At 52.3% G+C, this 13,384-nt stretch carries 11 protein-coding genes; 8 read left to right on the top strand and 3 right to left on the bottom strand.

What is annotated here, in order from left to right:
* Positions 1-54 precede the first annotated feature (54 nt).
* Positions 55-795, top strand: a complete 741-nt coding sequence (locus tag QQK89_RS22715; RefSeq protein ID WP_284240968.1) for an IclR family transcriptional regulator — start codon at positions 55-57, stop codon at positions 793-795.
* 393 nt (positions 796-1,188) lie between these two features.
* Here the strand turns inward: QQK89_RS22715 and acnA are convergent, their stop codons facing one another.
* The gene (gene acnA / locus QQK89_RS22710; protein WP_284240967.1) at positions 1,189-3,888 is read right to left on the bottom strand and encodes an aconitate hydratase AcnA; all 2,700 of its coding nucleotides are present in this window, start codon (positions 3,886-3,888) and stop codon (positions 1,189-1,191) included.
* Positions 3,889-4,056: 168 nt separating this feature from the next.
* Here acnA and QQK89_RS22705 point away from each other — a divergent pair, with 168 nt between their 5' ends.
* The 6 genes from QQK89_RS22705 to QQK89_RS22680 all read left to right on the top strand — a co-directional run bounded on the left by QQK89_RS22705 (position 4,057) and on the right by QQK89_RS22680 (position 9,871).
* On the top strand, positions 4,057-5,427 hold the full coding sequence (locus QQK89_RS22705; RefSeq protein ID WP_349816740.1) for an amidase domain-containing protein: 1,371 nt from the start codon (positions 4,057-4,059) through the stop codon (positions 5,425-5,427).
* A 24-nt stretch (positions 5,428-5,451) separates the two neighbouring features.
* On the top strand, positions 5,452-6,576 hold the full coding sequence (locus QQK89_RS22700) for a D-alanine--D-alanine ligase (RefSeq protein ID WP_284240966.1): 1,125 nt from the start codon (positions 5,452-5,454) through the stop codon (positions 6,574-6,576).
* Between the two features lie 42 nt (positions 6,577-6,618).
* Positions 6,619-6,936, top strand: a complete 318-nt coding sequence (locus QQK89_RS22695; protein ID WP_167278765.1) for a hypothetical protein — start codon at positions 6,619-6,621, stop codon at positions 6,934-6,936.
* A 6-nt stretch (positions 6,937-6,942) separates the two neighbouring features.
* Positions 6,943-7,959, top strand: a complete 1,017-nt coding sequence (uvsE, locus tag QQK89_RS22690) for a UV DNA damage repair endonuclease UvsE (RefSeq protein WP_284240965.1) — start codon at positions 6,943-6,945, stop codon at positions 7,957-7,959.
* An 83-nt stretch (positions 7,960-8,042) separates the two neighbouring features.
* Entirely contained in the window at positions 8,043-8,864 is an 822-nt protein-coding gene (locus QQK89_RS22685; RefSeq protein WP_284241199.1) for a sulfite exporter TauE/SafE family protein, read from the top strand.
* A 149-nt stretch (positions 8,865-9,013) separates the two neighbouring features.
* A complete protein-coding gene (locus QQK89_RS22680) occupies positions 9,014-9,871 on the top strand; it encodes an inositol monophosphatase family protein (RefSeq protein WP_284240964.1) in 858 nt (285 codons plus the stop codon).
* An 86-nt stretch (positions 9,872-9,957) separates the two neighbouring features.
* Here QQK89_RS22680 and QQK89_RS22675 read toward each other — a convergent pair whose 3' ends face one another.
* Positions 9,958-10,755, bottom strand: a complete 798-nt coding sequence (locus tag QQK89_RS22675) for a helix-turn-helix transcriptional regulator (RefSeq protein ID WP_284240963.1) — start codon at positions 10,753-10,755, stop codon at positions 9,958-9,960.
* A 120-nt stretch (positions 10,756-10,875) separates the two neighbouring features.
* Here QQK89_RS22675 and QQK89_RS22670 point away from each other — a divergent pair, with 120 nt between their 5' ends.
* Positions 10,876-11,682 carry a phytanoyl-CoA dioxygenase family protein gene (locus QQK89_RS22670; RefSeq protein WP_284240962.1) on the top strand — a complete coding sequence of 269 codons (807 nt, stop codon included), beginning with the start codon at positions 10,876-10,878 and terminating at the stop codon, positions 11,680-11,682.
* A gap of 64 nt (positions 11,683-11,746) precedes the next feature.
* Here QQK89_RS22670 and QQK89_RS22665 read toward each other — a convergent pair whose 3' ends face one another.
* On the bottom strand, positions 11,747-13,372 hold the full coding sequence (locus QQK89_RS22665) for a response regulator transcription factor (RefSeq protein ID WP_284240961.1): 1,626 nt from the start codon (positions 13,370-13,372) through the stop codon (positions 11,747-11,749).
* Positions 13,373-13,384 lie beyond the last annotated feature (12 nt).

Below are 13,384 nucleotides of genomic sequence, written 5' to 3'. Positions count from 1 at the left end.
AATATGTTTCATTGTGCGAAACCAAATGGGAGCGGAATAGGGAGGGCGGACCGGATGGAAGAAGGCAAATCAAATGTACGGGCGGTTGAGCGGGCGCTGGATATTTTGCTCTGTTTCACGGAGGGGTCGAATCTGGCAATGTCCGAGATCGCAGAGAAGGTTGGCCTGCATAAAAGCACCGTCCACCGCATGCTTGCCACGCTGGAGGATCGGGGTTTTGTAGAGCGGGATCCCTCATCCGAGCGGTATCATCTCGGGATGCGGATGTGGGAGTTATCCGCGCATCTATCCCGTTCGGATGATCAGTCCGTCATCTGGCAGCCTGAGATGGAGCGTTTGCGCGACCGGTTAGGGGAAACGGTTAGCATCTATGTACGCGACGGCTCGGAGCGCGTGCGGATCCAGGCGGTCCAGAGCAATCAGCCGGTGCGTCGGGTTGCGCCGGTTGGCGCAAGGCTACCGCTGTATGCCGGTGCGTCAAGCAAAGTGCTGATCGCTTATTCGGACCGTTTTGTGCAAGAGCAGATTTTTGGCGACCCTGCTTGGCTACTCGCGATCGACCTAGATCAATATAAACAGCAATTAGAGGAAATTGCGCAGCAGGGCTACGCGACTAGCTTTGAAGAACGCGAACCTGGCGTTGCGGCATTAGCTGCGCCCATCTTCAGACACGGCCAGGTGTCCGCGGCGTTATCCGTATCCGGACCGTCCAGCCGCCTGACGATGGAGACCATGCGCGAGTATTCGTCGGTTCTGATCGAGTCCGCGAAACGCATGGGAACCATGATAAAGTAAGGTTAATGGCAAACTCCGCATACGTACGGATTAAAGTAGCAAACTCCGCATTGAATGATGATCAGGTTAAAGTGGCAAACTCCGCATTGAATGATGATCAGGTTAAGTGGCAAACTCCGCATTGAATGATGATCAGGTTAAAGTGGCAAACTCCGCATTGAATGATGATCAGGTTAAAGTGGCAAACTCCGCATTGAATGTTCTTCCGATCGCGATTGCTCGAGAATTTCTTTGATTAGATGTGATTAAGGTGGAAATTCTCTTACAAAAGCGACCACTACGTTTCTCCAGAATCATTCAAATGCTTCGTTTGCCATTAACCTTTGTAGAGGGAACAGAAAAGCGACTGTGCTGAATTACTTGGCACAGTCGCTTTTTTTGAACATTAGCTACTTACATGATTTGGCGGAGGACGGTTTGGAGGATACCTCCGTTGCGGTAGTAATCGACGTCGACCATGGAGTCGAGGCGTACGTTGACGTCGAATTCGGTTACTTTGCCGTCTTCGCCGGTTGCTTTGACGTGGACCGCTTGTCCTGGCAATATGTCATTGGACAAGCCTGTTATATCAAAGGTCTCGCGGCCGGTTAGACCAATGGACTTCCAGCTTTGTCCATCCAGGAACTGCAGCGGCAGCACGCCCATGCCCACCAGATTGGAGCGGTGAATCCGCTCGAAGCTTTCGGCGATAACCGCTTTGACGCCAAGCAGGAACGTCCCTTTTGCCGCCCAGTCGCGAGAGCTGCCGGTACCGTATTCTTTGCCTGCGATAACAACGAGGTTGGTCCCGTCCTCCTGGTACTTCATCGATGCGTCGTAAATAGACATCACTTCATTCATTGGCAGATAAGTGGTAACCCCGCCTTCGGTTCCCGGCGCCACCTGATTGCGGATCCGAATGTTCGCGAAGGTACCTCGCATCATGACTTCATGGTTGCCGCGGCGGGAGCCGTAAGAGTTGAAGTCGACCCGGTCAACGTGATGGTCGGTCAAATATCTGCCGGCCGGGCTGTCCAACTTGATGTTACCCGCAGGGGAGATATGGTCCGTAGTGACCGAATCGCCGAGCAGGGCCAGTACCCGTGCCGAAGGGATATTCCCGATGTCGCCGATATCCGCTCCGAGATTTTGGAAGAAAGGCGGGTTCTGAATATAGGTGGAACCGGGATCCCATTCATAACTTTCGCCCTTCGGCACTTCGAGCGCGTTCCAGCGCTCGTTCTGCGTGAAGACGTTGGCGTATTTCTCGCGGAACATTTCCGGACGCAGAGCCGTCTTGATAGCCTCCTGCACCTCTTGGTTCGTTGGCCAGATGTCTTTCAAATATACCTCTTTGCCGTCCGAGCCCTTGCCGATCGGATCCTTCGACAAATCAATATTTACCGTTCCGGCAAGCGCGTAAGCGACAACGAGCGGCGGCGACGCCAGATAGTTCGCTCTAATCTGCGCGTGGATGCGGCCTTCAAAGTTCCGGTTGCCGGACAGTACGGCAGCTACGGTCATGTCGTTATCGGCAATGGCCTTGCTCACTTCGTCTGGCAGCGGACCGGAGTTGCCGATACAGGTGCCGCAGCCGTAGCCGGTCAGATGGAAGCCAAGCGCTTCAAGCGATTCCGTTAATCCGGCTTTGTTGAAGTAGTCCGTTACGACGAGCGAGCCCGGAGTCAGGGAAGTCTTCACGTAAGCAGGCACTTTCAAGCCAAGAGCGACCGCTTTCTTCGCTACAAGTCCCGCGCCAAGCATAACGCCTGGGTTGGACGTGTTCGTGCAGCTTGTAATGGCGGCGATCACCACGGCACCCGTAGCCATTTCGCTCTCGCGGCCGTCGTTATGGTGAACCTTCACCCGCTGGTTTTTATTTTCCTCGCTTAAGCCATAGCCGCCTTTTTCAACGGGCAAGTTGATAATATCGTTGAAAGCTTCCTTCAAATGCGTGAGCTCGACGCGGTCTTGCGGGCGTTTCGGTCCAGCAAGCGATGGAACAACCTTGGACAAATCGAGCTCGAGCGTGTCCGTAAACACCGGATCCGGCGTCTCATCCGTTCGGAACATGTCTTGCGCCTGATAATAAGCGCGGACCAGTTCTATTTGCTCTTCCTCCCGGCCCGTATCCCGCATGAAGCGAAGCGTCTCCTCATCCACCGGGAAATAGCCAATCGTCGCGCCATATTCCGGCGCCATATTCGCAACGGTCGCGCGGTCCGGCAGACTGATATTCGACAGGCCCGAGCCGTAAAACTCGACAAACTTGCCCACTACGCCTTTTTTGCGGAGCATCTGCGTAACGGTAAGAGCAAGGTCGGTCGCCGTGGAACCTTCGGCAAGGCTGCCGGTCAACTTGAAACCAATGACTTCCGGCATAACAAAATAAAGCGGCTGCCCCAGCATGCCGGCCTCAGCTTCAATGCCGCCTACGCCCCAGCCAACAACGCCTAGACCGTTGATCATCGTTGTATGAGAGTCGGTACCAACAAGCGAGTCCGGGAATACAACCAAGTCGTCGCCGATCTTTTTCGTAGCCGCAACGGATGCCAAATACTCCAGATTGACCTGATGAACGATCCCGGTATCGGGAGGCACGGCCCGGAAGTTATCGAAGGCGGTCTGCGCCCAGCGAAGGAAGCGATAACGCTCTTCGTTGCGCTTGAATTCGAGTTTGATGTTGTATTCGAAGGCATCCGCGTTGCCGAAGGAATCGATCATGACGGAGTGGTCAATAACGAGGTCTACCGGCACGAGCGGATTGATCTTCTTGGGATCGCCGCCTGCCTTCTGCACGGTATCCCGCATCGCCGCCAAATCGACGACAACCGGTACGCCGGTGAAATCCTGCAGAACAATCCGCGCTGGAATAAAAGGAATTTCCTTATCTATCCGGCCGTTCGCCCAAGCCGCGATCTGCTTGACATGCTCCTCCGTGATCGCCCGTCCGTCGAATTGTCGGACAGCGGCCTCAAGCAGTACTTTAATGGAGAAAGGAAGCTTTGAGATTGGGCCCAGCCCTTGCTTCTCCATCCCCGCGATCGGGTAATACACATAGGTTTTGCCGGCAGCATCCAACGTGCTGCGCTCGACAAAAGGGTTGTTCGTCATGTTGTTACCTCCTGAAAATAACTTCGTTGACTTTGGTTTTAAGTAAAAAGTTCCGTTACATCCGAGTTGCCCACAGGTAGTGTTCCCAAGCGCCTGGGCGATTGTTACATGAAATCTTACAATTGCTCATATAATGAACCAGCAAATACAGGAATGGGAGGGGTAGCCATGTCCACGCGATCAGACCGAACAGGGAGTCGTGCCAATAAGCCAAACAAAGCTTTGGTGCTCCAGCCGGCGGCAGTCCGCGTTAGCCGGCCGTCCGAGTCAACACGCAAGCCGGATGAGGCAGAAACTCATCGTGTTATGTTCGAAGCTCCTACTGACAATCATGCACGGCATGAGCAGCAGCGGGGCAACCTGACGGGGCATGGCGAACGGTCCGTCCAATCCGCACCTACAAAGTCTGCCCAGCCGTCTGCGGGTCATACCGCCTCCAAGCAAGCAACGCTGAAGCTGTCTTCTTTGCTCCGTTCCGCCGAACAGTCCGGCGTTAAGAGCAGAGAAACGGCAAGCGAATGGAAGTCGGTCATATCCAAATACGTGAATTTGTACAATAAGGCGGAGACAGATCAGCATTATGCGGCGATGGAAGATTATATAGATGACAAGGACCACTGCCTCCGGCTGCGTTACCGGCTGGAACGGCTGCGGGAAAGAGACCTCTACCGCGGCGTGCTGCCGGCGCGCGGCGAGACGAAAGCGGAACTGGTTAAGGTGAATGAGTCCTCCTCCGAAGTGTCTGTTCTGGTGAAGCTTCACGTCAAAAGACAAATGGAGCAATCGGGTCTTTATTATTTAGAGGAAAGAACCGAATACGAGCGATTATGGCTAGCTTTATCCGGTGGCGTCTGGCGCATATTCCGGATCGAACCGGTTATTGCCGAACGTAGGCCAAGGTTTGGGGCGAACGAATACAATGGATTGCTCGAAGAAGAAATCGCCAATCAATTCCGTGAAGCATCCGTATACCGTTCAACGCCGTTTCTCAATCTCGATCAATTCCCGCAATTGAAACAGCGGGTAAAAGGAATCCCGTACCGGCGCGAGCTTGCGGCCGCTTATGCGGACCGGTGGTGGAATGAAGGGAATCCGGCGTATGAAGAGTTCGAGGTGAACTGCACTAACTATATTTCCCAGTGTCTCTTTGCAGGCCACGCGCCTATGAACTATACTGGTAAAAGAGAAAGCGGCTGGTGGTACAAAGGCCGTAACGGCGGCAAAGAATGGTGGAGCTACAGCTGGGCTGTGTCCAATGCGCTCACCAATTATTTGTCGGCCAAACGCAATTCCGGCCTTCATGCTACCGTTGTCCAATCGGTGGAGGAGCTGCAGCTTGGCGACGTTATAACGTACGATTGGAACGGAGATAACCGGTACCAGCACAGCACGATCATAACGGCTTTCGATGCGGCAGGGATGCCGCTGGTGAACGCCAATACGGTGCCAAGCAGACACCGCTTCTGGGATTACCGCGATTCCTACGCATGGACGGAGCAGACGAACTACCGTTTTTTTCATATTGCGGACCACTTCTAAAATTACTCATACCGGAGGATACCTATGGGGAAGAAAGTACACTTAGGGTTGATTTACGGAGGGAAGTCGGGGGAGCATGACGTATCGCTGCAGACGGCATTTGCGGTGATGGGGGAGCTCGATTACGCAAAATATGAAATAACGCCGTTTTATATTACCAGGCTTGGCGAATGGAGAGTCGGGCCGGTGCTTGGCGGTCAGCCTGCCGGGCTGGATGAGCTTCGGCTCGATCCGGTTGACGGGGCTCCTGTGCCTCCCGTGCCGGTTCATCCTCTTGCTCCGCTATTGGACTGTTTGTCCGGGAGCAGCGCGGGAGGGGGGCAGCCGATTGATGTCGTCTTTCCGCTGCTTCATGGCACGTTTGGCGAAGACGGCACCATTCAAGGACTGCTAGAAATCGCGGACATCCCTTACGTAGGGGCGGGCGTTTTGGCCTCCGCTGTCGGGATGGACAAGATAACGATGAAAAAAGTGTTCGCCTACGAGGGTCTGCCGCAATGCGTCTTCCGTTATTTCAACCGGGCGCAGTGGGAGAAGGACGCCTCCTTTTTTATTATGGAATGCGAAGTAGCGCTAGGGTATCCGTGTTTTGTCAAACCGGCTAACCTGGGATCAAGCGTCGGCATAACCAAAGCGAAAAACCGCGAAGACCTGATCGCCGCAGTCGATTTTGCGTTCCGGTTCGACCGCAAGGTTATCGTAGAGGAATTCGTGGACGCCAGAGAGATCGAAATAAGCGTGCTTGGCAACGAGGACCCGAAGGTTTCCGTGCCGGGGGAGATCGTGCCGTCCAATGAGTTCTACGACTACAAGGCCAAATACGTGGACGGAAAGTCTACGATTCACATTCCGGCCAATATCCCGAACAAGACAGCTGAGGCAGTGAAAGACATGGCGCTGCGCGCTTTTCTGGCGATTGACGCGGCGGGGCTGTCGCGGGTTGATTTTTTCCTTCGGAAGACAGACGGGCAACTGTTCATCAACGAGATAAACACGATGCCGGGCTTTACGCCGATCAGCATGTACCCGCTTATGTGGAAGGAGTCGGGACTGCCTTATAAGGATTTGCTGGATAAGCTAATCGAACTTGCGTTTAAGCGTTATGCCGACAAACAGACCATAGATTACGGAAGTAGCGGCGGTAATTAACGTAACGGTTAAGTCGGACTAATAAAGAATAGAGGGATACAGATGGGATTCGCAACAGAGTTCAATTCCGTGTGCAAATTCAAATCGGAGCAAGAGTTGTATGAATTGCTTGAATACGGTAGGGGCAAAATGGTGAAGAGCGGGTTCCGCGTCTTCCCGACCGGCCAGAAAGTAATCGCTTATACGCCTAATAACGAAGCGATTGCAATCGTTCGCGTACTCGCCTCCATTGCGGAAATTAATTTCCAAGGCGAGGAAGTGACGGAAGTGGAGATGGAACTGGTGCGCAAGCTGAATGAAGAGGAGGCGCGCATCCAGACGGCTCTCGCTTACGAGATGTTTTTCGGAGAGAGGGTATAATTCATTATGATCGTCCGATTCGGTTTTGTCGCCATGAGTATGATTCTAGAGAACGCTTCGCCATCCCGGACGATGACCTTTGCGAACTTTAGCAAGCTGAATGACAGGGAAGCCGGATTGCGGAAGATTGAGCGCATCGCAGAAGAGAATCTGCGGAGCACGCTTCGGGTCATGAAGCATGCGAATGCCCATGACATCCACATGTACCGTTTCTCGTCCAAGCTGATTCCTCTCTCTACGCATAACGAGCTGGCGGATTGGGATCCGTTCCCCGCCCTAAAGCCCGCGATGAAAGAGATTGGCGACTTTGCGAAAAAGACAGGTATGAGAACGTCGTTTCATCCCGATCATTTCTGCGTGTTCAGCACGAACCGGCCTGATGTTCTGGTGAATTCGGAGCGGGATCTTGAATACCATATCCGCATGCTTGAAGCAATGGAGCTTCCGGAAACTTCGAAATGCAATATCCATATGGGCGGAGCTTACGGGGATAAAAAGTTGTCCGCCGAGCGGTTCGTCCAGCAATTCGGCGCCTTGTCGGAACGGCATAAGCAACGGGTTACGCTGGAGAACGACGATAAAACGTTCGACGTAAGAGAAACCTTGGCCGCTGCCGAGGCGGTAGGCGTACCGATGGTCCTCGATATTCATCATCATGCCGTTAATAGCGGGGATATAACGATGGACGAGCTATCGGCGGGCTTATGGCCGCGGATTGCCCGGACCTGGAGCATCGAGGAACAACGACTGGGCCTTGAAGCGGGAGAGCTTCCGCCGAAAATTCACGCTTCAAGTCCAAAAAGCTTATCCGATCCCCGGGGGCATGCGGATTACTTGGAGCCGGAGCCTCTGCTGCAATTTCTGCGCAGTGTTGCGTCCGCAACGCCGCGGATCGACTGCATGCTTGAGGCGAAGCAGAAGGATGCCTCCCTGCTTAAGCTGATGGAGGATATTAAGGAAATAGCCGCATCTGGAAACGGCATACGGTTTCTTGACGGCAGTACAATAGAGATTGAGCCATGATCGATAACACCGTCAATTTTGGCGGTGTTATTTTGTGCAAATACATAGGTTAACGGCATCAAGAAGAGAAAGCGGTGATCAACGTGTTGGAATGGATTCTTCTGGCGTTGCTTGGCGTAGTGGCAGCCATGTTCGGCAGTATTGTCGGCCTGGGCGGGGGGATTATTATCGTGCCCGTGCTTATGCTGCTGGGACCCCAGCTGACGGGCGGCGAGATTAGCCATGCTACGGCTGTGGGCAGCTCATTAACGATGCTCATTGTAACGGCGCTTGCTTCTACGTTAAGTTACGCCAAGAAAAAGCTGGTTGACTTCAAGAGCGGTTGGTTGTTCTTCATAACGAGCGGTCCTGCCGCCATGCTGGGATCGGCGCTGACGGGCAAGCTTCAAGGCGGAGCATTCTCGCTGTCCTTTGGCGTGTTTATGCTGCTCATGGCCGGACTGCTTGTGGCGCGGGATTACCTGAAGCCAATCAACCGGAAATGGCCGATAGAGCGTACCGTCGTTGATGCCAAAGGGCATGAGCAAACGTACGGTTATGCCATTGTTCCCGCACTAGCCATTGGATTTGCTGTGGGCCTCATATCCGGATTGTTCGGGATCGGAGGCGGTTCCTTGTTCGTTCCGCTTATGGTGCTGCTGTTCCGTTTTCCGCCGCATACCGCAACGGCTACTTCGATGTTTGTTATATTTCTGTCCTCGATTCTGGGGAGCGCGATGCACGGCTGGCTTGGGGAGATCAATTATTGGATCGTGCTTGCGCTTGTGCCGGGCGCGTGGATTGGCGGGAAGGTGGGAGCGATGATCGCCGGGCGGATGAGCGGAAAAGGACTGCTCTGGCTGCTCCGAATTACTCTATTATTGCTCGCTGGGCAATTAATCTACGAAGGTTTGACGGAGCTTTAACACTGCGGTAATATTTTTAGAATATAGAACGTGTATATTTTGCCTGTTGCGACTTGTACGAAACTTGTATGCGATGTCATTCGTATAAGAAACAAACATACAATTAATAAAGCATTTTATAAATTATAACGAGAGTAGAGTGATGGACTGTGACTGTAAGTGATCAGCAGGGCACCGTCGTCGGAGGCAAAAGCTTCGCCGCCGTGGCGATCAATTGCGCGGCTAAAGCGGGAGAATGGATTAAGACCAAGCTAGGAAACTATGAAAAGCTTGATATAAAATATTCTGCTCATGATCTGGTAACGGAAGTGGACAAAGGATCGGAGACGTTGATTAGACGTCTAGTGCTGACGCATTTTCCCCATCATTCCTTCCTTGGCGAAGAAGGCGTTGAACCGGGACCTGAAGCGTCGGCCCGCGCGCTGGAAGAAGTAAGCGACGCGGAATATTTGTGGATTGTTGATCCGATTGACGGCACGACTAACTTTGTGCACGGCTTCCCGTTTTTTGTCGTATCGATTGCGCTTGCCCATAAAGGCGAAGTTATTCTTGGCGTCGTTTACGACCCTATGCGCGATGAGCTGTTTATTGCCGAGAAAGGCAAAGGGGCTTACGTTCATGGCAAACGGATGCAAGTATCGGGCGAAGATACGCTGAAAACAAGCCTTATTGCGACGGGGTTCCCGGCAGATGCCGGTTATGCGCTGCCTCTTAACATGAAGGGGCTGCAGGCCATGGCGCCGCAGGTTCGCAACATTCGTTCGGGCGGATCGGCAGCTTTGCATATGGCGTATGTGGCAGCCGGACGGTTAAGCGGCTTCTGGGAGATTGGCTTGAACAGCTGGGATTTGGCGGCAGGGGCGCTGCTCGTGCAGGAATCCGGCGGTACCGTAACGGACACCGAAGGCAAGACTTACAATCTTAGCGTACGTAATGTCGTTGCTTCCAATGGCAAGATGCATCAGCCTTTCCTTGATGCGCTTGCGTCAGCGGAAGCCGTGAAATAGTTTGATACAAACCGAAAATCTCAAAAAATAGCGGTGCCAAGTGCACCGCTATTTTTTTCGTTTGTAGCCAGAACCATTAATGCTTCTTATACGTTGTGCGTTTTTCTGTACGAAGAAGGATTCACGCCGCACAGCTTTTTGAAGCTTTTGCTCAAATGATGCTCGTCGGTAAATCCGCAATGTTCGGAGATTTGGGCAAGGGTAAGCGTGGAGTGAACAAGAAGCTGTTTCACCTTGTCCATTCTAAGATTAGCCGCGTAAGCTCCAGGGGTTATATGGAATTCGCGTGCAAACAGTCTTGTCAGCTGTACTTGGGTAAGACCAAGCTCCGCTGAAACCGACTTCAGGGATAAGCCGAATTCTGCTTGCTGCTGAAGCAGATGCAAGGCTTTCTGAAGAGTGGGATTCTCGCTGAACAATGATTTCGCAGGCTGTTTGGTTTGTTCAATTTGAAGCAAATAAAGCAAATCTTTAAGAAGATGCTTCTTGTAGGCATGACCTACGCCGGCTTGCAAGTACTGGGCTTCGCGAAATTGGGAGAGGGTAGATTGTAATCGTTTGTTGTTCAACAGCCGAAATTTGCCGATTTCCGGGAAATTCGCTGCATCCGGAGGGGCTTCTTGGCAACTGAGCCATTGGAAACCCATGAGATGAAAGGATAATCCGTCTGTTCGCCTGTAGAAGGTTAGATCAGGAGGGCATAGTACGATGTCGTCTTTGACGGCTTTTCCGCTTTGGCTGCCCATTCTGTAATCGAAACCGCCATCCTCGACGATAAACATCGCCCAATGATCATACGTATCATGCGTTTTCTGAAATTGGGGCGTATCCTTCACGTAGACGTGGTATTGCAGATCGGGCTCACGAAGCCGACCTTCATTCATTGGACGACAACACCTTTCCTTGGAGTGAAATTATATACAAGTAAAATCGATTTCTCTTACATTATAACAATTCAGATAGACAAATATAATTAAATGAAATACAAGTAGGAGGTATGGAAGATGACAACAGCTCATTTGGAATTACCGAAATTAATGGAGCAATTTCACGAACAAGGGTATTTGATTATACCGGGTATTTTGTCTCAGGATGAGGTGAACCGTCTGAATGCCGCCATAGACGACATTGTTTTGACGGAACCGGAAGCGCTTTCGCATAATATTTATAACAGCGTAGAACGACATGCCGAGATAGCAGAGTTAATTGATCAGCCTGCCATTCTTCCATTAATCGTTAATTTGCTTGGCTATAACATTCAGCTTCACATCTCTCACCTTACGATCAGACAACCGAATCCAAACGAGCTGGAAACCGCCACGAGCAGCTTTATCGATTGGCATCAAGACGGTCCTCATCCGAAGTTTCCTGTCATTAACGACTTGACGGCAACCTATTATATTAAGGTTTGTTATATTCTAAGCGATATGTCGGAGCCGAATCGCGGCAATACGAAAGTGATTCCGGGCAGTCACAAGCTGCCGTACAATCCTAATAACAAGGATGTGCGACAACAGCTTGACGGCGAGGTTCAAGTGTGCGGAAAGCCGGGCGACGTGTTCGTCTTTGCCCAGAACCTGTGGCATGCCGGCTCTCCTAATCGCTCCGCGTTCACTAGAAGACAGTTGTTCCTTGGCTACAGCCCGCTCTGGGTGCGTCCAATCGACTATCATTCGGCGTCGGAGGAACTGCTGCAAGGAGCGGGGCCGCTCCGGCGCCAGCTGCTTGGACAGATTAGCGACAACAAATTCAAGTATTACGTTCCGGAAGAGTCGATGGTGCCTCTCAAATCTTTGCTAATCCATCGGTAGATTAATCGCTTATAGGATCGACCCGCTACGAAAAAGGAGCTGTCCCTTTGGGGACAGCTCTCTATCAGTTAGTCACCTTATTCCGGTACTCCTGCGGCGTGATGCCAAAATGTTTCTTGAACAGCTGGATGAAATAACTTGGCTTCTGGTAGCCGAGCATAACCGAGATTTCGTAAATCTTTTCTTCGGTTTGGGTGAGCAGCTCAGCGGATTTCTCCATTCTGGCGCGCAGCAGGTATTCGCTGATGCCTTCGCCTGTTTCGGTCTTGTAGATCTTCGACAGGTAGGAAGGGTTCAGATAAACATGCGCCGAGATGGAATGAAGCGAAGCTTGCTCCAGGTGGCTATGGATGAATTCCTGCACTTTGCGGATAATGCCGGAGCGGGAATCCTTATCCTCTGAGTGTACGGAATTCCGATAGGAAGCGATAGCCCTTGATGTCCAAGTCCGCAGCTCTTGGGCGGAGTTGATCGGACGGCCGTTCGCAAATGCGTGATAGTCTTCGCCGATCATGTCCGACAGCCATTTTTTGTTCTTATGGGCAATCGCCGCAAGCGTAGCCGCGATAGAGAAGTAGGCCTCGAGCACATGCTCCTGGGAGCCGTTCCATTCCTCTTCGATTTCCCGGAAAATCGCTTCAAGCTTGTCGCTTGCGGCATCCCATTGTCCTAACTCCAGCATTTGCAGCACGGAAGGAGGCCGGTACAACTCCCCGAGCAGCTGCGGCGTGCCGCGTGTCGGCTCCTTCGCCAGCGATACGAAGATCTCCCGTTCATTGCCGACGAACTGGCGGAAGTTCGTGATGGAAGTCTGGTAGAGAGGACTTACGTCTTGCGGGAAGGTGCCTCGCTTGCTCGTCAGAATAGAGATGCCAACCTTGAGATAGGACTTCACCACATGCTGCAGCTGGAAGGCATGGCTCTCGATCCAGCCGTCCAGATCACTCGCTATGGTCGAACCTGCTGTGGCTTTCAAGAGGCACACGATAAACCCGTTCACATCTTTGCCATGCCACATATCCAGTTGATCCCCGAATACTTCCTCCGCAATATTGGCGAGCGCGTAATCGATTAACGCTTCGCTCTCGCCGTCATCATACAGCTTATCCTCATCATCGATCCGAAGCAGCATGACGTGGACATCGTCGTTTTCCTGGAAGGGAACCGAATAGGTTGCGAGCTTCTTGGACAAGCGCTGCGGAGACAGCGACTGCTTGCCGCTTATTATATCTAGAAGCAAATACTCTCTCAGCTTGGGCAGCTGCTCGCGCAGGGAGTACATGGCGCGTTGCATGGAGCTGATCTCCAGCCACTCCTGCTCAAGCTCCTTAATCGCGCGGCGGACCGAGGTCATCAGCTCGTCGTCGGATGCCGGCTTCAGCAAATAATCGCTGGACTTCAGCTTAAGCGCCTGCTTGGTATACTCGAAATCGGAGTAGCCGGACAAGAGAATGCATTTCGTATGTTTCCAATTCTGCTTGATTTCCTGAATGAGCTCAAGTCCGGTCATGCCCGGCATCCGGATATCGGTAATAACAACGTCGATCGCATGTTCATGCATAAGTTCAATGGCTTCAGGGCCGGAATAAGCTTTATGGACAATATCGATGCCGGCTTCTTCCCAAGGCAACATGTCTGCCAGATCGTCGGCGAGAATCGATTGGTCATCAACAATGAGTAGTTGGCGCATGGTATTTCCCTC

Origin of the sequence: Paenibacillus glycanilyticus (assembly GCF_030161375.1) — a bacterium.
Taxonomy (GTDB): Bacteria; Bacillota; Bacilli; order Paenibacillales; family Paenibacillaceae; genus Pristimantibacillus; species Pristimantibacillus glycanilyticus_B.
The sequence above is the reverse complement of the archived record's forward strand: the minus strand, read 5'-3'. Positions and strand labels throughout refer to the sequence as shown.